This is a genomic window from Chryseobacterium sp. RLHN22, from assembly GCF_051011795.1.
GTDB lineage: Bacteria > Bacteroidota > Bacteroidia > Flavobacteriales > Weeksellaceae > Chryseobacterium > Chryseobacterium zhengzhouense.
This window is the reverse complement of record NZ_JBPCHW010000005.1, coordinates 1-24,669: the sequence shown is the minus strand read 5'-3', so window position 1 is coordinate 24,669 and position 24,669 is coordinate 1. Positions and strand designations below refer to the sequence as shown.

Annotated in this window: 20 protein-coding genes; 18 read left to right on the top strand and 2 right to left on the bottom strand. The window is 34.2% G+C overall.

Going from position 1 to position 24,669, the window contains the following annotated elements:
• Positions 1-6: 6 nt before the first annotated feature.
• From ACR1PN_RS06575 to ACR1PN_RS06510, 14 genes are all read left to right on the top strand, one after another.
• On the top strand, positions 7-5,952 hold the full coding sequence (locus ACR1PN_RS06575) for an alpha-2-macroglobulin family protein (protein WP_433979356.1): 5,946 nt from the start codon (positions 7-9) through the stop codon (positions 5,950-5,952).
• 302 nt (positions 5,953-6,254) lie between these two features.
• A complete protein-coding gene (locus ACR1PN_RS06570; protein ID WP_433979355.1) occupies positions 6,255-6,740 on the top strand; it encodes an ecotin in 486 nt (161 codons plus the stop codon).
• Between the two features lie 152 nt (positions 6,741-6,892).
• Complete coding sequence (locus ACR1PN_RS06565) at positions 6,893-7,348, top strand: DUF1569 domain-containing protein (RefSeq protein WP_378182405.1); 456 nt, start codon at positions 6,893-6,895, stop codon at positions 7,346-7,348.
• Between the two features lie 90 nt (positions 7,349-7,438).
• Positions 7,439-7,909 carry a hypothetical protein gene (locus ACR1PN_RS06560; protein ID WP_378182408.1) on the top strand — a complete coding sequence of 157 codons (471 nt, stop codon included), beginning with the start codon at positions 7,439-7,441 and terminating at the stop codon, positions 7,907-7,909.
• Between the two features lie 5 nt (positions 7,910-7,914).
• Positions 7,915-8,313 (top strand): hypothetical protein, encoded by a 399-nt coding sequence (locus tag ACR1PN_RS06555; protein ID WP_433979354.1) that lies wholly within the window; start codon positions 7,915-7,917, stop codon positions 8,311-8,313.
• A gap of 89 nt (positions 8,314-8,402) precedes the next feature.
• Positions 8,403-8,774 (top strand): VOC family protein, encoded by a 372-nt coding sequence (locus ACR1PN_RS06550; RefSeq protein WP_433979353.1) that lies wholly within the window; start codon positions 8,403-8,405, stop codon positions 8,772-8,774.
• 66 nt (positions 8,775-8,840) lie between these two features.
• A complete protein-coding gene (locus ACR1PN_RS06545; protein WP_378182417.1) occupies positions 8,841-9,290 on the top strand; it encodes a VOC family protein in 450 nt (149 codons plus the stop codon).
• 497 nt (positions 9,291-9,787) lie between these two features.
• Positions 9,788-10,180, top strand: coding sequence for a DUF1398 domain-containing protein (locus tag ACR1PN_RS06540; RefSeq protein ID WP_433979352.1), 393 nt, complete (start codon positions 9,788-9,790; stop codon positions 10,178-10,180).
• An 85-nt stretch (positions 10,181-10,265) separates the two neighbouring features.
• The gene (locus tag ACR1PN_RS06535; protein ID WP_433979351.1) at positions 10,266-10,940 is read left to right on the top strand and encodes a DUF2490 domain-containing protein; all 675 of its coding nucleotides are present in this window, start codon (positions 10,266-10,268) and stop codon (positions 10,938-10,940) included.
• A 104-nt stretch (positions 10,941-11,044) separates the two neighbouring features.
• The gene (locus tag ACR1PN_RS06530; RefSeq protein WP_433979350.1) at positions 11,045-12,655 is read left to right on the top strand and encodes a Na+/H+ antiporter; all 1,611 of its coding nucleotides are present in this window, start codon (positions 11,045-11,047) and stop codon (positions 12,653-12,655) included.
• A gap of 108 nt (positions 12,656-12,763) precedes the next feature.
• Positions 12,764-13,789 (top strand): glutaminyl-peptide cyclotransferase, encoded by a 1,026-nt coding sequence (locus tag ACR1PN_RS06525; RefSeq protein WP_433979349.1) that lies wholly within the window; start codon positions 12,764-12,766, stop codon positions 13,787-13,789.
• A 90-nt stretch (positions 13,790-13,879) separates the two neighbouring features.
• Positions 13,880-14,785 (top strand): hypothetical protein, encoded by a 906-nt coding sequence (locus tag ACR1PN_RS06520; protein ID WP_433979348.1) that lies wholly within the window; start codon positions 13,880-13,882, stop codon positions 14,783-14,785.
• A gap of 24 nt (positions 14,786-14,809) precedes the next feature.
• Positions 14,810-15,424: a deoxynucleoside kinase gene (locus tag ACR1PN_RS06515; protein WP_433979347.1), complete on the top strand. Its 615-nt coding sequence runs from the start codon at positions 14,810-14,812 to the stop codon at positions 15,422-15,424.
• Positions 15,425-15,502: 78 nt separating this feature from the next.
• A complete protein-coding gene (locus tag ACR1PN_RS06510; protein WP_034675394.1) occupies positions 15,503-15,853 on the top strand; it encodes an ArsC/Spx/MgsR family protein in 351 nt (116 codons plus the stop codon).
• A 73-nt stretch (positions 15,854-15,926) separates the two neighbouring features.
• Here the strand turns inward: ACR1PN_RS06510 and ACR1PN_RS06505 are convergent, their stop codons facing one another.
• Positions 15,927-16,232: a DUF493 family protein gene (locus ACR1PN_RS06505; RefSeq protein ID WP_378182441.1), complete on the bottom strand. Its 306-nt coding sequence runs from the start codon at positions 16,230-16,232 to the stop codon at positions 15,927-15,929.
• 41 nt (positions 16,233-16,273) lie between these two features.
• The gene (locus tag ACR1PN_RS06500) at positions 16,274-16,951 is read right to left on the bottom strand and encodes a DUF4197 family protein (RefSeq protein ID WP_433979346.1); all 678 of its coding nucleotides are present in this window, start codon (positions 16,949-16,951) and stop codon (positions 16,274-16,276) included.
• Positions 16,952-17,379: 428 nt separating this feature from the next.
• Between ACR1PN_RS06500 and ACR1PN_RS06495 the strand changes: the two genes are divergently transcribed.
• From ACR1PN_RS06495 to ACR1PN_RS06480, 4 genes are read left to right on the top strand one after another with little or no spacing between them, the layout of a single operon-like run.
• Positions 17,380-20,274: a SusC/RagA family TonB-linked outer membrane protein gene (locus tag ACR1PN_RS06495; RefSeq protein ID WP_378182447.1), complete on the top strand. Its 2,895-nt coding sequence runs from the start codon at positions 17,380-17,382 to the stop codon at positions 20,272-20,274.
• A gap of 12 nt (positions 20,275-20,286) precedes the next feature.
• Entirely contained in the window at positions 20,287-21,717 is a 1,431-nt protein-coding gene (locus ACR1PN_RS06490) for a RagB/SusD family nutrient uptake outer membrane protein (RefSeq protein ID WP_433979345.1), read from the top strand.
• A gap of 4 nt (positions 21,718-21,721) precedes the next feature.
• On the top strand, positions 21,722-23,134 hold the full coding sequence (locus ACR1PN_RS06485; protein WP_433979344.1) for a glucoamylase family protein: 1,413 nt from the start codon (positions 21,722-21,724) through the stop codon (positions 23,132-23,134).
• Between the two features lie 60 nt (positions 23,135-23,194).
• Positions 23,195-24,580, top strand: coding sequence for a glucoamylase family protein (locus ACR1PN_RS06480; RefSeq protein WP_433979343.1), 1,386 nt, complete (start codon positions 23,195-23,197; stop codon positions 24,578-24,580).
• The last annotated feature ends 89 nt before the right edge of the window (positions 24,581-24,669 follow it).

Sequence of the window (24,669 nt, the reverse complement as noted above, 5' to 3'; positions counted from 1 at the left end):
ACACTTATGCAAAGATTTTCCAAGGTTTTGTTCCTAGTCCTGCTTTTATCATGTTTTTCAGATGCTTTTGCCCAAAATAATTACGATGCCCAATGGAAAAAAATAGAAGAAAATTCCAGAAAAGGAGTATACAAATCTAATCTTCCTGTAGTTTTAGAAATCCAGAAACAAGCTATGAAAGAAAATAATGCTGTGCAGCTGATCCGCTCCCTGAAAGCAGAGTTCAGTTTAATTAATCAGACGACTGATGACGAGAAAAATGATGTCGTATCAAATTTTTTTGCAAAATTAACTTCGGCAGGGAAAGAGTTGAAAAATGATGACCAGCTGATGTATAAGGCTTTACTATCGAGTTTCCTGATGGATTATTACAATGAAAATTCATGGAAAATAAACGGAAGAACAAACGTCAATTCACAAGATCTGACTCAAATTGAAACTTGGAGCAAACTTGATTTTAAAAATTATTTAACCCAGAATTTTAAAGATCTTGATCAGCAAAACCAGGCAATGAAAAAAGTCTCTCTTGCAAAATATAAAGATATTTTTTTGAGTACTGAGAATGTGAATTTTTTCCCGACGTTATACGATTGGTATTCTTTGAAAAAAATAAGTTTCTTGTCTGATAATGGTCTTTTTACAAAAAATGAATTAACAGAAAACAGAAAGACCATCAATACACTTTTTGATGAACTGGTTGCTCAGAATAACGGAAATCCGAAGCTGTACTTTATGCATCAGAAATTATCTGAAAACTGCAATTTTAATTCTTGCAAAGATAAATTGGAGCAGCTTCAGAATCTTATGAAAACCAATATTGAAGGAGATTATAAAGTTCTGATCGCTGAAGAGATGATGAATGAATTGGTTTTAAAAAACAAAGAAAAAGAAGCCCTTCAACTTGGAAATAGCATTGTAAGTCAATATCCGAAATCTGTTTTTATCAATAATATTAAAAATAAACAAAATCAGATCACCAATCCTTCACTGAATATTAAATATGAAGAGCAGACCCAACCCAATTTACCGATTCATCTTGTTGCCGAATTTAAAAATGTAAATGAATTTTCGCTGAATATTTATGAGGTGAAAGATAACCTGTTATCGTTCATGCAATATTCAAAAAATCAGTACGACAATTCTTTTTCAAAGGTGAAAAAAACTTTGGTGAGAAAAGAGGTTTTTCAGTTGAATGATCCGAAAGATTATCAGGCTCATAAAACTTCATTGGAGATAAAACCGCTTCCATCGGGAATTTATGTCGCAGAATATCAGGTTTCAGGCATAAAGAATGAAGAACGGCATTTTTATTTTTTAGTTTCAGATTATAAAATTATTTATCACAGCAAAAGTGGTAATCAGCTTTCTAATGAATTAAAACTGGTTAATGCTGAAAACGGAAAGTCTGTTGTCAATGAAAATCTTACTTTTTATGAATTTGTACAGAACAAAACTCTGAATAAAGTTGAAGGAAAAACCAATGATAAAGGAATTTTTAAATTTCCTGCAACCGACAGCAAGGAATATTACAGAACGATTTTAATACAACAGCCGAAAACGAATGATTTTCAGATGATGCAGTTGTACGGCTACAACAATCGTGAGGAATACAATCCGAATAAGCAGACTCAGACAAAAGCTCAGATCTTTATAGATCGTGGAATTTACAGACCGGGACAAACTGTTTATTTTAAGGTCATCAATACAAGACTTGAGAAAGAAATAGAATCTGTAATGTCTGGTTTAAAGCAAAATATTACTTTAAAAGATGCCAATAATCAGGAAGTTTCTGTTCAGAGTTTTACCACAAATGAGTTCGGATCTTATCACGGAAGTTTTATTCTGCCTAAAGGAAAACTAAACGGAAACTTTACTCTATCAACGGACGGAAATTCTAACGGATATAAATATTTTCAGGTTGAAGAATACAAAAGACCCAAATTTGAAGTGACTTTTAAGCCGGTAAAAAATGAGTACAAATATGGACAAACCATTGAACTGAAAGGCAAAGCCATGATGTTTTCGGGTGTCGCTTTAAGCAATACAAATGTTAATTACGAGATCAGAAAACAAAATATTCGCTGGAGATATTTTCCTTGGTATCCTAATGATTATGAGAACGAAAATTCTATTTTGGGTGAAGCAAAAACCAATGATAAAGGAGAATTTGTTATAAAATTAGATCTTAAAAAAAATGAAAAGCTGGAAGGAATTCAGATTGATAATTACCAGATCAACGCTTCGGTGACCGACATCAACGGTGAAACCCAGACTGCAAATACAAATTTGAAAGTGGCTTCGGTATCCCATTACATTAAAGCAGATGAAGTAAAAAATGTTTTTGCGGATGAAAATGTAAAATTAAAAGTAGAAACTAAAAATTATAACGAGCAAAATTTAAAAAAATCATATCAGGTTAAATTATCAAAACTGGAAGCTCCGCAGAGAATTTTCAGAAGTAATTTTGAATTTCAAGTTCAGAATTTGCCGAAGTTTTCAAAAGAGGAATTCATAGCTAAATTTCCTCATGATCTTTATGATAAAAATGACCAGCAGGAAAACTGGAAATCAACGTTAGTTTTCGAAAAAACGCAACAACCAACAGATAATCACCAACAACCAGTAACCAATTTGGATTTAGGAAAATTAGAATCCGGTAATTATAAGCTGGAATTGTATAATATCGAAGGCAAAGACACAATAAGATCTGTGCAGAATTTTAATGTTTGGGGTAAAAAAGTTTTAAAAAATAATCAGAAAACATTTCTTTCTGTTTTAAATCCTAAAGATGAAGTTTTGAGAGGTGAGAAGGCAAGAATTAATGCGTATTCATCAATTCCGAATGCCTTTGTCGATGTTTTTGTACAAAACGGATTGGGAAAAACAATTTCCGAAACTCACCAGTTTAAAGATGGAGTTTTAGAGTACGATATTGAAATTCCAAAAGATAAAGAGGTAAACAGTTTGAATATTCAGTTTCAGCTTGTGGCGTTTAATGATGTTCAGACAGAAACGGTAAATTTAAAAATAAAAAATTCAGAACAGCCTTTAAAAATTGAAACGATTACTTTCAGAGATAAAATTGAGCCTAATTCGAAGGAAAAATGGTCAGTGAAAATTTTAGGAAACGAAAAAGAAAAGATCAATGCGGAAGTTCTTGCCAATATGTATGATATGTCTTTGGATCAGTTTTCTGCAAACAGTTTCAATTGGCAGAATTTGTACAGACCTTATTCTGTAGTTACTTCTTATGCTATTGCTCAAAATTTGGAAGAAAAATATTTTAGTAGAGATTTTAATTACCTGCAGACAAAATATGTGGATGTTCCGCAGTTTAACTGGTTTGATAATTCAGATTTGTATTATTTTAGACGGGGTAGAGGCGATTATAGTGGGAGTTCAGATAAAGTTGTAGTGGTACAAAATGTTGTTCCCGAACCTGTAAGAGCTCCGAAAGTTGCTATGTCTCCTGCTCCTGCGATGAGATTGTCTAAAGAAGTAATAAACGATGAAGCGATTGATATTGTTGCTTCAGGAAGAAAGTTAACCGAACAGGAGAAAAAAGTATATTCTGATTATGACGGTGTATTAGATAAGGGAGATTTGAACAACGTTCCTGTTCGTCAAAATCTCAACGAAACCGCTTTCTTCTATCCTGATTTAAAAACCGATTCTGAAGGTAACGTAAGTTTCGAATTCACTTCTCCTGAAGCATTAACAAAATGGAAACTGATGTTTCTTGCTCATACAAAAGAAGCCAGAGCAGCAACATTGGAAAAAGAAGTGGTCACCCAGAAAGAATTTTCAGTTACACCCAATTACCCGAGATTTTTAAGAGAAGGAGACGAGCTGAATTTACAATCGAAATTATCTAATCTTACAAGCAAGAAACTGAATGGTTCCGCCCAATTACAGATTTTAGATGCCTTTACCAATGAAGATATCACAGAGAAATTCGGATTAAGTACATTGACTGCAGTTGCGGGCTACAATAAAGAACAGGCTTTCTCTGTCGATGAGAACGGAAATTCTGCTTTAACATGGAAAATAAAAGTTCCGAATAATGTTTCGTCTATTATTGTGAAAGTCGTGGCAAAAGCCGGACAATATTCTGATGGTGAGCAAAAAGCCGTTGCTGTTCTTCCTAACAGAATGCTCGTAACCGATGCGGTTCCTGTTTTCGTGAAAGAAGGAGAAACAAAAATTTTTGAGTTGGAAAACCTTAAAAATGCCAATTCTATGACGATTTCGAATGTTTCGAATACTCTAGAATTAACGACGAATCCGATTTGGGAAATTATGTTTGCGCTTCCAAGCCTGAAAAACGATCAGAATAATTCTGCGGATGTCATCTTTAATAAATGGTTTGCCGATGTTCTGGCTTCTGAGATCTTCAAAGCGAATCCGAAAATGAAAACCGTTTTCGAAGAATATCAAAATAAAGGTTTATTAAATTCTAATCTTGAGAAAAATCAGGAGTTGAAACAATTACTGCTGGAAGAAACACCTTGGGTTTTGGAAAGTAAAGACGAAAACGAGCAAATGCAGAAATTGGCTTTGTTGTTTGACGCTAATACAATGAAAAATTCTATCAATCAGGACTGGAGTGATTTCAGCAAACTTCAGAATCCTGACGGAGGTTTTTCTTGGTATCAAGGTTATCCGAGCTCGTATTCAACGTCACTGTATATTCTGAAAAATTTAGGTAAAATCAATTCCTGGCTGAAAGATAATGTAAAAGATTATCAAAATTCAGAACAAAATGAATTAGTGAAGAAACTGGTAGGATATGTCGATAATGAAATCAATAAATATGTTGATGTGAAAGACAAAAATATCTGGACCAACTGGGCATTAGACTATCTTGATACAAGAAATTACTGGGAAAAAGAATATCCGTTAAAAGGTAGAGGTGCAGCTTTGAAATCTTTGGTGAAGCAAAAAGCTAAAACCGCAAAACTTACCGATTTTACTTTCTTCGGATTGCATCGCGCGGCTTTATTGATGAACGACTATGGTTTGAAAGAGGTTTCAGATAAAGTCATGAATTATCTTAAAGAAACTTCCGTAGACTCAAAAACACAAGGTGTTTACTGGAAACAAAATCTTGACGATTGGGGTTGGTTCAGCTCAAAAGTTGTGAATCATGCAGGAGCTTTGGAAGCATTCAATAAGTTGAAATCAAACGACCAAAAATTCATTGAAGACATGAAAATCTGGCTGATTACTCAGAAAGAAGTCAATTCATGGGGAAGTTCAAGAGGAACTTCAGAAGTTATTTTTACGATTTTAAATTCAGGAAAATCCTGGACGAGTGCAGAAAGCGATAAAGCGACAATTGTTTGGGGCGGGAAAGAACTGCAGCCGCAAACTCAGGCAACAGGTTATGTGAAATCTGCCATAAAAACTGATGTTCTGGATAAAAAACTAGCAACTGTAACGGTAACAAAACCAGGCGCAGGAATTATTCAGGGTGGTTTATTCTGGCAATATTATGAGGATTTAGATAAAATAAAATCTTCTGAAAATTATCTTTCAGTTACCAAAGAATTGTACAAAAAAATCAAAACGGTAAACGGTGAGGAATTGCAGAAAATTACCGATAAGTCTCCGTTGAAAGTTGGAGATAAAGTGACCGTAAGAATGATTTTGAACACCGATCGTCCGATGGAGTTTATTCATGTTAAAGATATGAGGGCTGCAGGATTCGAACCGATAGATGTGATTTCAGGCTACCAATGGAAAAATTCTTTAGGGTATTATCAGTCTACAAAAGATGCTTCAACCAATTTCTATATTCAGTATATGCCAAAAGGAAAGTATGTCTTTGAGTATGATCTCGTTTGCAATGCTTCAGGAAGTTTTTCAAATGGTTTGACGACGATTCAAAATTACTATGCACCACAAATGAATGCACATACAAAAGGAACCAATGTGAGAATTTCAGAATAACGAAATTATTAATCAACAAAAAACTGCAGTAATATCACTGCAGTTTTTATTTTCATTAAAAGGATTTGCTTTAATTTTCTAAACTTATTTTAAATTGAAAATCCGTCTTGTATTTAGAATGTGTATTTCGGAAATAACTGAAACGGCTTTGTTTATCTTTAGTTAATCTTTTTCTAAAAATCCTTTGTCTATCCTTACGATTAAAACGATGAAGTAAAATACTTAAAAAAAAATTAAACAATTGTTTAATTTTGGAATAGTTTTTGATTTTAAGGAATTTGTAAAATTTAAACAGTAAAATTATGAAATTTTCAAAAATTATTTTGTCGGTATTTATGATGATTATGGGAGGTTATGTTTTTGCCCAGAAAAAAGCAGAGAAATTTGAAAAACTTCAGATTGAGATGTTTCCTAAGGCTAAAGAAGGATTCAAGCAGGTTTATATTCAGCTTCCTATTGCGAAAAATGAAAATGATCTTAAAGTAGAATTCTTTGTCGGTGCAGAAAAAATGCTTGACTGCAATAAACATTTCCTGATTGGTAAAGTAAATTCTCAGGATCTTCAGGGATGGGGTTACAATTATTACGAGGTAGAATCTAAAGGAGAAACAGGCGGCACCTTAATGGCTTGCCCGGATCAGAAACTTACCAAAAAGTTTGTTTATCTTCAGCCGGAAACGGTAAGATATAACAGCAAACTACCTTTGGTTTTCTACATTCCCAAAGATATGGAGGTTCGTTATAGAATTCTTCGTCCTGATGTGATGAAAAAAGCGGTTCAGAAATAAATTTCAAAACTTATTTATACAAAACTCTTTGCAGATATGCAGAGAGTTTTTTTATGCCGCAAAACTTTATATTTCACTTTTTCAATTATTAAAAAAATATTCAAATCAAACAAAAAAACTGATATATTTGTTTCTATACAATTTGACTAACTATGGAAAACGTTTTTGATGCTAAAGTTGCTCAGAATTACATTGATAGAATTAATAATCTGGTAGAAGAAACTCATGGTTTATGGGGAAGAATGACGGTTGACCAGATGTTGGCACACTGCTGTGTATCTTATGAAATGGTTTACGAACCGGAAAGACATAAAAAACCTGGTGCGATTGCTAAATTTATTCTAAAAAATTTCGTAAAACCTAAAGTGGTGAGTGAAAAAGCATACCCTCATGATTCACCGACAGCGCCACAATTTCTGATCAAAGAAAGAAAAAATTTTGAAGAAGAAAAGAAAAGACTGATTGGATATATTCAAAAAACGCAACAATTGGGAGCAGAAGCGTTTGACGGAAAAGAATCTTTTTCTTTCGGAAAACTAAAATCTCAGGAATGGAATAATATGTTTGCAAAACACCTGAATCATCATTTAAGCCAATTTGGGGTTTAATAGAAATACCATCAGTAAATCAATAGAAACGTGCTTTGTGCGTTTACAAAAACATAAATTCCTTTTTGGCTTTAGCCTAAATTATTAAATATGAAAAAACTTTTATTATTCCTCATTTTCACATCAGGTTTTGTTTTTGGTCAGATGCCGAATATTGAAACCGTGTGGAAAAACAACAGCAAACCTTACATTGGAACAATCGGTAATAAAGGTGAGGAGATCAGGCTGAAGATCAATATATCTGAGCAAAACAAAAAAAATGACCAGGAATATTTCGTAGCAGGATATTCTTTGGTAGATACCAATTATACAAAGTTTGAAGGAAAACTCACAATTACAAAATACAAAGACTCCAAGAAAAAAGGAGTTGTATACGGAACGTATGAATTGGCAGAAGAGTCGAAAGGAAAGCATTCCGGGATGTTTACCGGAAAATTTGTCTATACTTTTACATGGAATAAAAATTCTGAAAAGATTGAAAATCAGGATATCGAATTGATCGGCGACTGGAAAAGCTATGACAAAACTTTGGAATTTAAAACCAAATTAAAAAACCAATAATAATCATGCTAAAAAATATACTGGCAGTTATTGCCGGCATTATTACCGGATCGATCTGTATCTGGCTGGTTGAGACACTCAATCATATTTTATATCCTTTTCCTGAAGGAATAAAGCCAAATGATATGGAAGGTTTTAAAAGCTATGTTGAAACTCTACCTTTTTTAGGGAAATTTATGGTGATTGTAGGATATGCTGTCGGAGCGGTAGTTGCAGGGTTTGTGTCAACAAAGATTGCTAAAAACGGAAAACTTACGGCTGCAGCAATCTGCGGAATTATTTTCATGATTTTCACCATTTACAATATGACCGTTTTACCAACTCCTGTATGGTTTTGGGTTCTGGGGATTGTAGTTTGGGGACTTGTTTTTCTGGGTGGCAAATTGGCTTTAGATAAAAATTAATTTCTCTAACAGATTTAGAATTATATTGATTTTTAATATGCTAAATCAGCAAAACCTGCGTGAGTTAAAAAAATAAACACATAAAAAGTATGAAGTTAGGCGTATTTTCACTCAGTTTAAGTGTAAAAGATCTGGCAAAATCTAAAGAATTTTACGAAAAATTGGGTTTCTCGTCAATGGGTGGAAATATAGAGAATAATTATCTCATCATGAAAAACGGAAGCACTCTGATCGGGCTTTTTCAGGCGATGTTTGATGGCAATATGTTGACATTCAATCCGGGTTGGGATGAAAATGCTCAAATCCTTGAAGAGTTCGATGATGTAAGAGCAATTCAAAAAAGGCTTATTGAAAGTGGAATCGAATTAGAAAGAAGAGCGGATGAATCAACAACCGGTCCTGAGCATATTTATCTGAAAGATCCCGACGGAAACATGATTCTTATTGATCAACATCGTTAATCCAAGTTTCGTATTCCGAGTTTCGAATCTCGAACCACGAATCTCAAATCAACTAAATTATATATTATGGCAACAGTAAATGTTTATCTTACTTTCAACGGAAACTGCAGAGAGGCATTCGATTTTTATAAATCAGTTTTCGGTGGAGAATATCCTTACATCGGAACTTTTGGCGAAATGCCACCTCAGGAAGGTATGGAAATGTCTGAAGAAGACAAAAACAAAATTATGCATGTCACCCTCCCAATTTCAAAAGAAACAGTTTTGATGGGAAGCGATACCGGCGGAGAGTGGGCTTCAGATTTTACAATGGGAAATAACTTTTCAGTTTCCATCAACGCAGAATCAAAAGACGAGGCAAATACACTTTTCAATGGGCTTTCAGAAGGCGGAAATGTTACGATGCCTTTAGCGGATACGTTTTGGGGAGCTTATTTCGGAATGTTTACCGATAAATTCGGAATCAACTGGATGGTAAATTACGACGATCCTGCAAAAATGCAACAGCACCCTTAATATCCTTTTTTGAATACAATAAATAGCTATAAATAACCGACAGAACTTTTTGTCGGTTTTATTTTTAAAATATTTTTGTTTTCTTAAAGTTAAAAACAGAAATTGATTATTACAAACCTTTACCTTAGCTGAGCGAAATCGAAGATTCGACGTAGTCAAAAGCTTTTGCGAACGGAAATGTTTTCAAACATTTTAAAAAAATTGTGCTATTGGATTTAGAAAATAATATTAAAACAACCTGTTGTACATTTAGAATTTTGTTTAACGCAAAGTGAAACGCCTCTGTCTAACTTTAAAAACAATATTTTTTAATAAAAACTTTGTTTGGCTTTGCGATAATAAACGTAAGGCAAAACAAAGAAAATATAAATTTCACATTAAATTTAAGAAATACAAAGACATTTTATTCATTAAAGATATGTAAAGATTTAATAATCAATTAATTAAATTCAAATCCTAAATACACAACAGGTTAAAATATTTTAAAAACAATCAAAATGAAATTTACAATTGATGAAATCGAAGCTGAACACCAAAAAGTAAAAAGCGGAGCAGATTTTCCAAACTATATTCAGGCAATAAAAAATCTCGGAGTATCTCATTACAAAGCACTTGTTGCTGATGGAAACACGAAGTATTTTGATCTTGAAAACAACTTTGCGGAAACAGGAGCTACATATGACACTCTAAGAATTTCTGAAAACCTAAATCTTGAACAGTTTAAATCAAGATTAAAACTTCACCAACAAGGCGAAACAGATTATATAACTTTTTGTAAAGACTGCGCAGAAAACGGAGTGAAAGGTTGGAAGATGGATTTAAATGATATGACCTGTACCTATTTTGAAAAAAACGGAAATGATATTTTAGTGGAAATAATTCCTTCATAAAATAAGTTTAGAGTGGTTTGTGATTATAGATTTTTATTATTAATTTTGTTGGTATTGATAGTTAATATAAATTAATATTAAAAGTATGAAAATTCTAAAAAAACTTGCTGTTTCGGTTTTATGTTTGGGAAGTATCTTGTCATTTGCTCAGGAAAATGATTTGGGAGCTTGGTATATGTATTTCGGGAATAATAAGATCAGCAAAAAACTGAATTTTCATAATGAAATTCAATACAGAAATTTTGATGCAATCGGAGATCTGGAACAATTGCTCATCCGTACAGGGATTGGATATGATCTTACTGAGAACAACAACAATGTTTTGTTGGGATATGGTTTTATTTTAAGCCAGCCTTATGTAAAAGGAGAAAAAACAGAGAATATTGAGCACCGTATTTTCCAGCAGTATATTACAAAACAGAAGTTTGGAAGGTTCAATCTTCAACATCGTTATCGGTTGGAAGAACGTTTTTTACAGGATGATTTCAGGATGAGGTTTCGTTATTTGTTAGGTTTTAATATTCCGATCAATGATAAAGAGATGTTACCGAAAACTTTTTATGCATCGGTTTACAATGAGATTTTCCTTCACTTAGACAGTCCGGTTTTCGATAGAAACCGAGTGTACGGAGCTTTAGGGTTTGTCATTAATAAAAACATGAGAGTTGAGGCGGGGTATATGAATCAGCTTCAGGAAAATAAAAACCGCGGACAAATACAAATCGGTTTTTACAATAACATCCCTTTTACAAAAAATTAAAGTAAAACAGATCTCAGATTCGGTCTTTAAAAACAGAATCTGAAAGAGTTTTCAAAACTCAAAAAACGATAACACTTTTTTAATAACTAATAAAATCACAAACCATGATTCACGACTATGTAATTATTTCCATCGCTGTACTTCTTTCGGTGATGATTTTGGTGATGGTAGGGCAGAAGCTCAAAGTGGCTTATCCTATTTTTCTTGTGATTGCAGGCTTACTCGTAAGTTTTATTCCGGGAATGCCGCAGATAGAAATCGAGCCTGATCTTGTGTTCCTCATATTTCTTCCTCCTATTTTATTTGAAGCAGCCTGGTTTACGTCTTGGCAGGATTTTCATAAATGGAGAAAACAGATTTTCTCAATGGCATTTGGGTTAGTTTTCCTTACCTCAATAGTTGTTGCTTATCTTTCTTCATCCATCATTCCGGGATTAACGGTTGCAATGGGTTTTCTTTTGGGTGGTGTAAACTCTCCGCCGGACGCGGTTGCGGCAACTTCTGTTTTAAAGAACATGAAAATTCCTAAAAAAATCACGACGGTTTTGGAAGGGGAAAGTTTAATTAATGATGCCTCGAGTTTAATTGTATTTAAATTTGCTTTGGCGGCAGTCATTTCAGGACAGTTTATCTTCCGTGAAGCAGTGACAGATTTCTTTACGATGGCAATCGGCGGAGTAGCTGTAGGAATAGGAACGGGTTTGGTCTTTGGTAAATTTTTAAGGCTAATTCCATCTAATTCAAATATTGATACGGTGATTACCCTGATTGTTCCCTATGTCATGTATGTTGCAGCAGAGCATTTTCACTTTTCCGGGGTTTTGGCAGTTGTAGCAGGAGGTTTGCTGATGTCTTATAATTCGCATTGTTATCTGAGTCACACCTCAAGAATTCAGTCTGGTAATGTTTGGAGTGTTCTTATTTTCCTTATGAATACGATTATTTTCATTCTCATTGGTCTTGAATTGCCGATTGTTGTGGCTGCAATGAAAGATTACACCATTTCGGAAGGTATTTTTTACAGTATTGTAATTGGTGGAGCTATTATTTTTACACGTTTGGCTTACAGTTATGCTATTGTTTATATTCCAAGGCTTTTGTCTAAAAAAGTCCGTGAAGAAAATCCCAAACCTGATTGGAAAGAACCTTTCATCATTAGTTTTGCAGCAATGAGAGGGGTTGTTTCGTTGGCGGCGGCACTTTCGATTCCGGTGTATATCAGTCCGGGAGAAGCTTTTCCGCATAGAAATATTATTTTGTTTGTGACTTTTGTGATTATTCTGATTACTTTGGTCGGGCAAGGTTTATTATTGTCTCCAATCCTGAAATTCCTTAAAATTGAAGATGCAGGAAGTGAGCTTCCGGAAGAAAAGCAGGAAGCGATTTTAATGAAAAAATTAAAAGAAACAGCACTTCAAAAGCTTACTTCAGATTTCTCTGAGGTTTCTGAAAATAACAGTCTTGTGAGGCACCAGATTTACAAACTCGAAAACGAAATGAAACTCATTGCTGATAAAGCACAATGTATGGGTTCAACGGTAGATTATGCTGCTGCAATGAATGAAAATAAAGATGTTTTAAGGCAGGTGATTCAGGCGCAGAGAAACGAACTTCACAGAATGAAGCGTGAAAAAATATTTGATGACCACGTGATGCGAACCATTGAAATGCAGCTGGATTTTGATGAAGCTAAAATTACCGGTTTTGCCCATTAAAATACTTAAAAAATGTCAATTTTAGTTAAATCAAAGTAATCGGCTGATTGCATATTAGCAGAGCGTTATAAAAATTGCTATTTTTGATGAAATTTTTAGAAATAACAAATGAAAAATAAGATAATTGTTGGTTTTGCAGCTTTGCTTTTGGTGATGTCTTGTAAAAATGACGAGAAAATATTGACTTCTTTAGCTGATTACAATGCATCAATGGAAACCCAAGGTTATCATTTCGGTGATAAAATAGAACTTCCGAAAGAAGTTACAGATAACGTGGAAAGTATTGTTATTAGTTTTGGGGAGAAAGAATCTACAAGTCTTATGGTTGATCCAAAATATTTTACGCTTGGTGATAATGCTGTGACATTTAATATTAAAACAAAAAGCGGCGAAACACTTTACCAGGATGCAACCATTAATGTTTATAGTAAAAGCCCTGAAACAGCAATCAATTACGAAATTGTAGCAGAATATCCTCATGATCCTAAAAACTTTGTACAGGGTTTCCAGATTGATGGAAATACAATCTACGAAAGTGAAGGGCAGTATGGTTCATCAAGATTAATAACATATAAACTTGGAGAAACTATTCCGATTAAAGAAACGAAGCAACCTGATGATGTTTTTTCTGAAGGAAGTACAATAGCAGGAAATAAAATATATCAATTGACTTGGGAAAACAAGAAAGGATTTGTTTATGATAAAAATACATTAAGTTTATTATCAGAATTCCCTTATCCGGACATGATGATTAAAGGTTGGGGATTAACTTATGATGGAAAGCACCTAATTGCTTCTGACGGGTCTAAAAATCTTTATTTTTTAGATGTAAACAATCCTTCAAAAATGATTAAGTACATTTCAGTAGCGGGCAATACTTCGGTCTATGACCAATTAAATGAATTGGAATATTATAATGGTTTTATATATGCAAATGTTTGGCATAAGCCTATTATATTAAAAATTAATCCATCAAATGGCGAAGTTGTAGGTAAATTTGATTTCACAAAAATAGCGGATCCATTCACGAAAGCAGATAGTGAAAATGTTTTAAATGGTATTGCTTTCAAAGGGGATAATATGTTGGTTACAGGGAAAAACTGGCCGACAATTTATGAAGTTGCCATTAAATAGTTAAAATTGAATGCCCCTTCATTCATCCAGAAATAAAATATGTAAATTGGTAGCGCTCCGAAGGAGCGCTATCTTAGTAAAAAAGATTTTTTGAGATTACTGCAATTCTTATCTGTTTTTATTTTCTGTACATTGTATGCACAGAAAGCTCTTCCTTTTGATTCTTTAAAGCTTAAGGAGGCAAGAGATATGTTTGCTGATGATTACGGAAATCTTTATCTCTATAAAAACAAAGATTTCAGCTTTACGAAATACGATTCTTTAGGAAAGCAGCTGGGAAAAATGATGTTCACCGTTCCTTTCAAAGTTCAGGGAGTTCAAAATCCTTTAAGTATAGCGCTTTTCTCGGAAAATGCACAGGAAATGAAGTTTGTAGATCAGAACCTTAATGAAATTCAGAAGCTTGATTTCAAACAGAAATTTACCTTCATAAAACATGCTTATGCTGAAGATCTGCAACAGATCTGGCTCATGGATGAAAGTACAAAAAGGCTGATTCAGTATAACTTCAGAAACGATGCAACGATCAATTCTTTTCCTTTTGATGCAAGTTTTGATGACCTGATCGATCTTTTGGTTTTTGAAAATAAGGTTTATATTTTATCTAAAAACCAGTTCAGGGTCTATAATTTGAAATTTGAAAAACTCTTTGAAGCTCCTGTTGAAAATGCAAAACGATTCAGAAGAGAAAACGAGATCATCCTGATTGTCGCAAAGAATACAATTTTCAAATATAACCCGGAAAAAGGCTTGACCAAAATTTTTGAAGATCCCGATGCGCAAATTGTGGATAAAAATTCGTTGGCTTATTTTGAAGTAAAAGGCAACAAGCTTTATCTTTACACCCTTGAAAATATAGCAAATATTAAAAAGCTCAAAGACGCCGAAAACCAGAAAAAAGAACTGGAAAAATCCATAGAAAAGCTCGAAAAAGAAAAGTCTGAAAAGACCGATATCATTAAGCTGATGGACGAAATCGAAGATCTGGGCTTTTAGTAATAAATAAAGAACAAAGAAGATATGCATATTGCGGTTACGGGAAATATTGGAGCAGGAAAAACAACTCTTACAAGAATGCTGGCAAAGCATTACGGTTGGGATGCGCAGTTCGAAGATGTAGATCATAATCCTTACCTTGAAGATTTTTATGCTGATATGAGCAAATGGAGTTTTGCTTTACAGATTTACTTTTTGGGCAGCAGATTTCGTCAGGTAAAAGAAATCAGAGAGAGTGGGAGAAATATCATTCAGGATCGTACGATCTATGAAGATGCCCATATTTTTGCTGAAAACCTTAATGATATGAAGTTGCTTTCAGATAGGGATTTTAAGAACTATGCATCTTTGTTTGATCTGATGAAAAGCTTTGTTTCTGCACCGGATTTGTTGATTTATCTTAAATCTGATGTTCCGAATCTTGTAAAGAAAATTTATAAGCGGGGAAGGGAGTATGAAGCTTCCATAAGCATTGAATACCTTTCTAAGCTTAACAAAAAATACGAAAAATGGATTTCCAATTACACAGAAGGTAAATTGCTGATCATTGAAGTTGATGACTTGGATTTTGTGGAAAAGCCTGAAGATTTCGGTTTAATTTTAGAAAAAATTGAAACAGAACTGAACGGATTGTTTTAATTTTTATACTTAACATAATATTTGGTTCTAAATTTGTTGGATTCAAAATATATTCTAAATCTTTAAAATCAGACTAAAATGTTGGTAAAAGTTCTTCATAACGGAAATTGCTCAAAATCGAATGCTGTTTTAGAATATCTAGACGAAAACGGAATTCAGTTTGAAATCATTAATATCGTAGAAGATCCTTTAAGTGTTTTGGAGCTTAAAACTGTTTTGAAAAAGCTTAATCAGAGTGTTTTTCATATTATCAGAAAGGAAGAAAAACTCTATCTGGAGAAGTTTGCTTCGCAAAATTATTCTGAAGAAGAATGGTTGCAGATTTTGTCGGAAAATCCGTCACTTATTCAAAGACCCATTTTAATTAAAGGTTCAGTTGCCATGTTGGGAAGACCTTTGGAAAATGTCAAATTTTTTATTGAAAAATAGAAGTTTAAAAAAAATTAATACTAAAAAAGGTTAGTCGTAAAACTAACCTTTTTTTATAGCAGCAAATGATAACTTAAAGTAAAATTACATTTTCAATTCTTGCAACTTCCTGATAAATTTTCACCACCTGATCAGCATCCAGAACAAATGCATTGATATTGCAGGCCGTATATTTACCGTTTTTACTTTCCCTGTTGCTCATAGTGAACTTTATACCGTCAAAAACTTTATAAATCTCAGTAATTTTAGCCTCATCTGTCGGAATGATAAATTTAAATAAATAATCTTCTGGAAAGTCGTGGTGACCTTCTAATTTTTCCTTCAAAGAACTATAAAATTCTTCAGGATTTGCGTGCTGATTTCCTTCTAATATATCCATCTTTTCTACCTTATTTATATATAAATATAATGAAAATAAAACTATTTTCCAAACGCACCCAATAGTGAACCTGAATTTTGCTTTTCGTGATCTTCAATAATGTTGAAAAGACCATCTACGATTTGCTCTGAAGCCAGCATACTCAATCCTCCTGCATTCACATTGCTTTTATTTCCACCCAATAAACTGCCCAGTAAATTGCTTCCCGACAAAGCCGTGTTAATTGTTTTAACGATTCCGTATTTATTCAGTTCCTGTTCAACTCTCGGAGCGATTGCCTGTACAAGCTGAGTCTGGGTTTTTTCTTTTAAGATTAAAGTGGCAGTTCCTTTTTCACCTTGGATAATTCTTGTTACATCCTGTGCATTTAAGCTGTTTACTGCAGATTCTAATATCGGTTTTGAAATACCGACCGTATAAACTGCAGCTTCAGCTATATATTCTCTTTCTTTTGCTACAAGAGACGGAGCTATTTTCTCTAATGTTGTGTTGATGTCACGAAGTTCTTTTGGTAACGCTTTGTCTACTAAATTGTTTTGAAGAAATGCCTCTTTGTTTCCATAGATGTTTGCTCCTTTATTGATTCCGCCAAGCAAAACTCTTTTGATAACAGCAAGCCCTAAATCTGAGGTTGCTATAGAAGTGCAAGACTGCATTGTAGTATTAATGATCGCTCCTGTACCCAAAATAACAGCTGCTGCGATGATATATTTTTTCATTTCGTTCTTATTTTAAACTGCGCCAAAGTTAATTACTTATACTCTTTCAACAAAATTTCATTTGACAAGGTATAATGTAATCAATTCACTATTTCCGTACCACAATTAAAATTTTTTTATTCAAATCTTAAAAATTTCCCTCTCATTGCTTTTTTTGGTGAAATTTATTGCTTCAAAATGAAAAAATGATTTTTTTTTCAATATTAAATTAATAAAAATCACCTTAAATTTTAAGAATAAATTAAATAAATATTATAATATCTTAACAGATAATTAAACTTAAACGCATTATCAAAATTTTTTTAAGTAACTTTAACAAGATTAGATATTTTTTCTATTTTTGGTTAATGTCTACTTTTGAGACATGGAAGTATGAATATTTGATTCATCTTCAGAAAATATGAATGTACAAGATAAAATTAAACTATATGAAACAAACTAATTTAAAGTATTCTTGTCTTATTGCTGTTCTCTACTTTGGTATGAACGTCAATGGACAGACTACTCCTCAAGACACCGTTCCAAAAGAGCAAAAGATTGAGGAGGTTGTGATGATTGGGTATGGTAAACAGAAAAGGGGTGATCTTACTTCATCAATATCATCTGTAAAATCAGAAGATATTACAAAGCAGCCTGCAACAACAGCTATGCAATCATTGCAAGGTAAGTTATCTGGAGTTACGATTGTAAATACAGATCAGCCTGGAGCTACCCCTAGTGTTATCGTAAGAGGTTTAGGAACAGCTTTAGGTGGACGCGATCCACTTTATGTAGTTGATGGAATGATCGTACCTAATATTACTAACATTAATCCACGTGATATTGAATCGATAGATGTTTTAAAAGATGCAGCATCTACTGCAATATACGGTGTTAGAGCTGCTAATGGTGTGGTAATTGTTACTACCAAAACGGGTAAAAAAGGTAGAACTAAAATATCATTTGATTCTTATTTTGGTGTTAAATCAATTCTCAATAAAGTTAAAATGGCCGATGCGAGCCAGTATGCACAATATTTTAATGAGGAAAGAAAAGCTAACGGTAAAACTACCTTTTTATCTCCCAATCAGCAGTATAATACAAATTGGCTCGATGAATTAACTCGTACGGGAATTGTGCAGGATAATAATGTTACAATTAGCGGTGGAGGTGAAAATGTGAATTATTTTTTAGGTGCAGACCATTTTACTGAAAATGGAATTTTAGAGGGGCAAGATTATCGAAGAACTACTATTAGAAATAATAATACATATAAACTCTTCAATAACCGTGTACGTATAACTCAAAACGTGAGTTTTTCTAATACTAAAGAAAACATCAAACCATTAGGGGCCTTTGATACAGCTCACAGGCAAGCACCGGTCATTCCAGTTAAATATGAAAATGGTAAGTGGGGAATGCCTTATTGGAATGAAAGTACAGGATTAGCCACATATCCAGGTATAACTCTCAACTCTCATGGTAACCCTCTTTCATCAGTTTATTATACAAATGAAGTTGCTAGAACAAATACTTTGCAAGCATTTTTGCAGGCAGATATTGATGTTACAAAAGATTTAACTTTTACATCAAGAGCAGGAACTACTAAATACTGGTATAGCAAAGAAACTTTTGTTCCTACAAGAGCTACGTGGTTAGCGGCCGACCCAACTAGAACTGATGCTCAATTTCAGGCTTTACAGGATGCAAACCCAACGAATGCTAGCTATGTAAATAATTCTTTTGGTATAGAGAAAATTGATACTTTCCGTTGGCAGTGGGAAAATTATTTCACTTATAATAAAAAAATTGGTAGACATAGCATAACTGCAGTTATTGGAACTTCTTCTGAAGAAGTAGGTGTTGGTGGTAGAATGTATGGAAGAGCATATAATTTATCTGATAAAAGCCAATATTGGAGCTTAGACTTAGCAGGTAGTGGTCCAAATAAAACTATTGAACAAGTTTATTATACTCCAGTTCGATATCTCTCTTATTTTGGACGTTTACAATACGATTTTGATAAAAAATATTATGTATCAGGTATTATTAGACGAGATGGTACTAGCCGCTTTAGACAAGATGAGAAATATTGGGATACTTTCCCATCTGTGAGTGCAGGATGGAATATTTCTAATGAAGATTTTTTAAAGGATAATTCTTTCATTAATTTCTTAAAAGTCCGTGGAGGTTGGGGAACGCTAGGGAATGATAACATAGGTGTAGTTAATGTTTCAAATACAGGAAGCGGTCCAGGAAGCCAAGATTATAATTATGTATTTGGTCCAGGACAAGATTTAATCTTTGGAGCTTATTTCGGTTCTCCTGCATATCCCCTTGGTTGGGAAATTACAAAAGAATGGAGTGTTGGTACTGATTTCGAATTGCTTAACAAACGTTTAACAGGTTCATTTGATTACTATCAAAAGAAAAACACTAATACAATTTTAAAAATTAAACCTATTCTTTCAGGACCATATAAAGATGATTTTTATGATCACGGTGCTGTTGTAATGAATAAAGGTTGGGAAGTCGCATTAAGATGGAAAGATTTTTCTGAATCTGGAAATTTTTCATATGAAATTGGTGCTACTTTTAATAGTAATGACAATAAGGTTCAAGAGGTTAAGCCTGCATATGGAGGAATGACGGGAGGATCTTTAGGAAATGGAAGTATTACCAAGAGACTGGAGGTAGGACAATCATTAGGTTCTTGGTGGATGTATGAGGTAGAAGGTGTTTGGCAAAATACTACTGAGATAAATAATAATGCGCATTTATCGGGTGCAAAACCTGGTTTTTTAAGATATAAAGACCAGAACGGAGATGGTGTAATAGATGATAGAGATAAAGTATTTTTTGGAAGTTATATCCCAACATATAATTATAGTGTTCATCTAGGATTTACATATAAAAATATTGATTTTAGTATTGACGGTTATGGGGCTGGAGGAAATAAAATATATAATGGATTGAACAGTACTCGTATTGGAGGGGAAAATGTTTCTCAATATATGTTTAATAACAGATGGACAGGAGAAGGTTCGACGAATACTAATCCAGGCGCCAATAGAGATGTAGAAGCATCAAATTATTATTTAGAAGATGGTGATTATTTCCGAATCAATAATATTACATTAGGTTATAATTTTAAAGATGCTATCCAAGGTTTGCGTAATTTGAGAGTTTATTTAACTGCACAAAACCCTTTTATTTTTACAAAATATGAAGGGTATACACCGGAACTTAACTCTAATGGTGATCCTTATGGAACTACGGGGGTTGAACTATCTGCATATCCCAATTTAAGAAGTTTTATTTTAGGAGTAAATGTTGAATTTTAAATAGTTGGTAAAATGAAAAATAAAAATATTATATTAAAATGTTTATTATCAGGAAGCCTGATATTAGGTTTGTCTTCTTGTTCTAGCAGTTTTTTAGAAGATGTAGAATCGAGAGAAAAAGTTGATGCTGTTGATGCTGGTACAGTTTATGATCCTGTGATGTTTGTAAATGGTACCTATGGTATGCTTACAGACTGGGATTATGCCTTTTCATGGTTAGGTGTTACTGAAATTATTTCAGATAATGCAGATAAAGGTAGTTCTGCGACTGATAACGGATCAGATAAGTTAATATTGGATAATCTTGAGCATACAAGTGCTACTGGATCAATTTCAGCCATGTGGACACGTTTTTATAAAACAATCGGCAGGGCTAACGAATCTATTAAATATACAGAAAACTTTGGATTAACAGATCAGGCATATAAAAATCGATTAATAGGTGAAGCTAAATTTTTAAGAGCACTTCATTACTTTTGGTTGGTACGAATGTTTGGTGATGTTCCTATTCAGACCCTCGAAGATTCTCAGTCATGGTTTGTAAGAAAGCCTAAAGCAGAAGTTTATGCTTATATAGAACAAGATTTATTAGATGCTATAACACTCTTGCCAAAGAAAAGTGAATATGCTTCAGCCGATTTAGGAAGAGCAACACAAGGTGCAGCTCAGGGGTTATTAGCGAAAGTATACTTGTACGAACAAAAATGGCAACAAGCATATGATATGGCTGGAAATGTAATGACTTCAGGGCAATATGGTTTGGAATCTAACTATGCAAATATTTGGAGATTATCGGGTGAAAATGGTATAGAATCTCTTTTTGAAGTACAAGCTAGGGGAGTTGAGGTTGCTCATGGTGTAAACCAATACTCGGAAACCCAAGGTGCACGCGGAACTGGAGGCTGGGGCTGGGGGTTCAACATCCCTTCTCAAAATCTGCTCGATGCATTCAACACTGCAGGAGATTCTGTAAGAAGAGATGCAACAATAATTTTTAGAGGAGAAACGTTATATGATGGTAGATTAGTTCCAAATACAGTAGAAAATCCAATGTACAATGAAAAAGCTTATTCCAGTGCGAGTTTAGGAGCAGGAGATGGAGATAAAAATGTGAGAATTTTACGTTATGCTGAGATTTTATTAATTCGTGCAGAAGCAGCAGCGCGTATTGGAGCAGATGCAGCTACACCTTTAAATCTTGTTCGTAACAGAGTAGGGCTTCCTAGTATTTCTAATCCTACAGTACAACAAATTTGGAACGAAAGAAGATTAGAATTAGCATTTGAACATGATCGATGGTTTGATATAGTAAGAACGGGACAAGGTAAATCTGCAATGTCAGCAAATGGTAAAAATTTTGTTGTTGGTAAGCATGAATTATTTCCTATACCGAATGCTCAAATTATTCAGACTCCTACTATAGGACAAAATCCTAATTGGTAATTTAATGTATTTTAAAATATTAGTTACTACAACTTTAACAACTGTCACACTATTTTTGTGTGGCAGTTGTTCTAATAGAGATGTAGTGGATTCTTCTGTTACAACTATATCTGGCAGTCCAAATAATCCTGAAATTCCTGTTAATAATTATACCGACACCCAACTCATCGAAATGGTACAAAAGGACGCCCTTAAATACTTTTGGGATTATGCCGAAACGAATTCTAAACTGGCCAAAGAAAGATACCATACCGATAATCCGGCACAAGATGCTCACGTTGTTTCAGCGGGAGGATCTGGTTTTGGATTAATGACAATTTTGGTAGGAATCAAAAATGGATATGTGGCGAAAGCTGAAGCGGTTTCAAGATTGTCTACGGCACTTAATTTTCTACAGAATGTAAACCGTTTCCATGGAGCATGGCCACATTGGATGAACGGAAACAACGGACAGGTTATTCCTTTCAGTCAAAAAGATGATGGAGGAGATTTGGTAGAAACTGCATTTTTAGCACAGGGATTAATCTGTGTAAGAGAATATTTTAAAAATTCTACAGATGCTAATGAATTAGCAGTATCTCAAAAAGCAGATACGCTTTGGAAAGAGATAGAATGGAATTGGTACACTCAAGGTCAAAATGTTTTGTATTGGCATTGGTCACCCAATTATGATTTTCAGATGGATCATAAACTTCAGGGTTATGATGAAACCTTAATTACCTATGTTCTGGCTGCAGCTTCTCCTAACTATTCTATTACTAAACCTGTTTATACTGAAGGCTGGGCAAGGAGCGGTAGCATAGCTAATGCAGGTAGTCTTTACGGTAATCCGCTTGTGGTTTCACATAACGGAGCTGCGGGAAGTGTTGGTCCTATGTTTTGGTCACACTACTCATTTTTGGGACTTGATCCGAGAGGTCTGACTGATGATTACGTTAATTACGGAAATGCCACGACAAATCATGCTAAAATCATGTACCAATATTGCGTTACGAATCCAAAAGGATGGCAAGGATACAACTCTAAAAGTTGGGGACTTACAGCCAGCTATTCTAGACATCCTAATACTGGTGGAGATGATTATGCAGCGCACCAACCAAATAATGATTTGGGAATAATTACTCCAACGGCAGCATTGTCAAATATGCCCTACACACCTACGGAAAGTATGAATATGTTACGGTTTTTATATAATGAAAATTACAGTAAATATGTAGGCGTTGCAGGACCTTATGATGCATATTCTGTGCATTACAATTGGGTTACGCCGAGATATTTAGCCATCGATCAGGGAACAATTGCTCCGATGGTTGAAAATCACAAAAGTCAGTTTCTTTGGAATTTATTTATGAATGCTCCCGATGTAAGACAAGGATTACTTAAATTAGGTTTTCATTCTTCACAACACGGGTTTTAATCTACAACTTTACCAAAGTTTAAAATCTTTGACAAAGTTTATTACAAATAAAATTTAAAAATGAAAAAATTTGCACTGACGGGAATTGTAGCATTAACTATAATTTCCTGCACTACAACATCTTCTAATAATCATAATAATTCTAAAAACAAAACCGTTCCGGAGAATATTTCCGATGAGCAATTAATGAACAAAGTCCAAAAAGATGCTCTCAAGTACTTTTGGGATTACGCAGAACCAAACTCGATGTTGGGAAGAGAGCGTTATCACGAAGACAATATCTATCCGGATAATGACAAACATGTGATTACAACCGGAGGTTCAGGATTTGGATTGGCAACAATTTTAGTTGGGGTCGAAAGAGGTTTTGTACCAAGAAAAGAAGCAGTGAAAAGATTGACTACCATGATGGATTTCTTGGCAAAAGCCGATCGTCACAAAGGAGCTTGGTCGCACTGGATCAATGGTGAAACAGGAAATACCGTTCCCTTTGGAAAGAAAGACAACGGTGGAGATTTGGTAGAAACCGCATTTCTGACTTCAGGAATTCTAATGGTTCGCGAATACTTCAAAAACGGAAATGCTGAAGAAAAAGCACTCGCCAAAAAATGCGACGAACTTTGGAAAGGCATTCAGTGGAACTGGTACACAAAAGGTGGTGAAAAAGTTCTGTATTGGCATTGGTCACCCGAATATCAATGGGAAATGAACTTCCCGTTGCAGGGCTACAACGAATGTTTAATTACCTACATTTTAGCCGCTTCATCACCAACCTATTCGATTGATGCAGAAACCTACTACAAAGGCTGGACAAGAAACGGAACCTATCTTTCAGATAAAGAAAAATACGGACTTCCAATGTACGTGAAGCATAACGGAGCCGAAGACTACGGCGGACCGTTATTCTGGACTCAATATTCGTACATTGGTTTAGATCCAACGAATTTATCAGATAAATTAATTAAAAATTACTTCGATTTAAATAAAAATCAAGTTTTAATCGACTATAAATATTGCGTAGAAAATCCAAAAGGCTGGAAAGGGTACGGACCCAATTATTGGGGATTAACGGCAGGTTATTCAAGAAATAAAGATGGAAGTGTCGGTTATGATGCCCATTTCCCACAAAATGATCATGGCGTGATTACTCCGACGGCGGCTTTGAGCAGTTTTCCTTACACTCCCCAAGAGTCTATGGATTTCCTGAAGTTTATTTATACTCAAAAGCCTGAATTTATCGGTTCCGCGGGACCTTATGATGCTACTTCGATTCATTATAAAAATTGGACGACGCCAAGATATTTAGCCATTGACCAGGGAACAATTGCCCCCATGATTGAAAATTATCGCACCGGATTTTTATGGAAACTGTTTATGAATGCGCCTGAAATCCAGCAGGGATTAAAGAAATTGAGTTTCAAATCAGAAAAATATAACATTAAATAGTATTTTTAAGGAGCTTAATCCCGCTCTCCGCACTCGCTATTTTTTGGGTTTCGGGGGGGGGGGTGTCTCCGACACAAAACAAAAAAAAA

Bases quoted from the DNA above. Each gene is read 5' to 3' on its own strand.
- ACR1PN_RS06575 (WP_433979356.1), top strand. From the start codon at position 7: ATGCAAAGATTTTCCAAGGTTTTGTTCCTAGTCCTGCTTTTATCATGT.
- ACR1PN_RS06570 (WP_433979355.1), top strand. From the start codon at position 6,255: ATGAAATTTTCAAAAATTATTTTGTCGGTATTTATGATGATTATGGGA.
- ACR1PN_RS06565 (WP_378182405.1), top strand. From the start codon at position 6,893: ATGGAAAACGTTTTTGATGCTAAAGTTGCTCAGAATTACATTGATAGA.
- ACR1PN_RS06560 (WP_378182408.1), top strand. From the start codon at position 7,439: ATGAAAAAACTTTTATTATTCCTCATTTTCACATCAGGTTTTGTTTTT.
- ACR1PN_RS06555 (WP_433979354.1), top strand. From the start codon at position 7,915: ATGCTAAAAAATATACTGGCAGTTATTGCCGGCATTATTACCGGATCG.
- ACR1PN_RS06550 (WP_433979353.1), top strand. From the start codon at position 8,403: ATGAAGTTAGGCGTATTTTCACTCAGTTTAAGTGTAAAAGATCTGGCA.
- ACR1PN_RS06545 (WP_378182417.1), top strand. From the start codon at position 8,841: ATGGCAACAGTAAATGTTTATCTTACTTTCAACGGAAACTGCAGAGAG.
- ACR1PN_RS06540 (WP_433979352.1), top strand. From the start codon at position 9,788: ATGAAATTTACAATTGATGAAATCGAAGCTGAACACCAAAAAGTAAAA.
- ACR1PN_RS06535 (WP_433979351.1), top strand. From the start codon at position 10,266: ATGAAAATTCTAAAAAAACTTGCTGTTTCGGTTTTATGTTTGGGAAGT.
- ACR1PN_RS06530 (WP_433979350.1), top strand. From the start codon at position 11,045: ATGATTCACGACTATGTAATTATTTCCATCGCTGTACTTCTTTCGGTG.
- ACR1PN_RS06525 (WP_433979349.1), top strand. From the start codon at position 12,764: ATGAAAAATAAGATAATTGTTGGTTTTGCAGCTTTGCTTTTGGTGATG.
- ACR1PN_RS06515 (WP_433979347.1), top strand. From the start codon at position 14,810: ATGCATATTGCGGTTACGGGAAATATTGGAGCAGGAAAAACAACTCTT.
- ACR1PN_RS06510 (WP_034675394.1), top strand. From the start codon at position 15,503: ATGTTGGTAAAAGTTCTTCATAACGGAAATTGCTCAAAATCGAATGCT.
- ACR1PN_RS06505 (WP_378182441.1), bottom strand. From the start codon at position 16,232: ATGGATATATTAGAAGGAAATCAGCACGCAAATCCTGAAGAATTTTAT.
- ACR1PN_RS06500 (WP_433979346.1), bottom strand. From the start codon at position 16,951: ATGAAAAAATATATCATCGCAGCAGCTGTTATTTTGGGTACAGGAGCG.
- ACR1PN_RS06495 (WP_378182447.1), top strand. From the start codon at position 17,380: ATGAAACAAACTAATTTAAAGTATTCTTGTCTTATTGCTGTTCTCTAC.
- ACR1PN_RS06490 (WP_433979345.1), top strand. From the start codon at position 20,287: ATGAAAAATAAAAATATTATATTAAAATGTTTATTATCAGGAAGCCTG.
- ACR1PN_RS06485 (WP_433979344.1), top strand. From the start codon at position 21,722: ATGTATTTTAAAATATTAGTTACTACAACTTTAACAACTGTCACACTA.
- ACR1PN_RS06480 (WP_433979343.1), top strand. From the start codon at position 23,195: ATGAAAAAATTTGCACTGACGGGAATTGTAGCATTAACTATAATTTCC.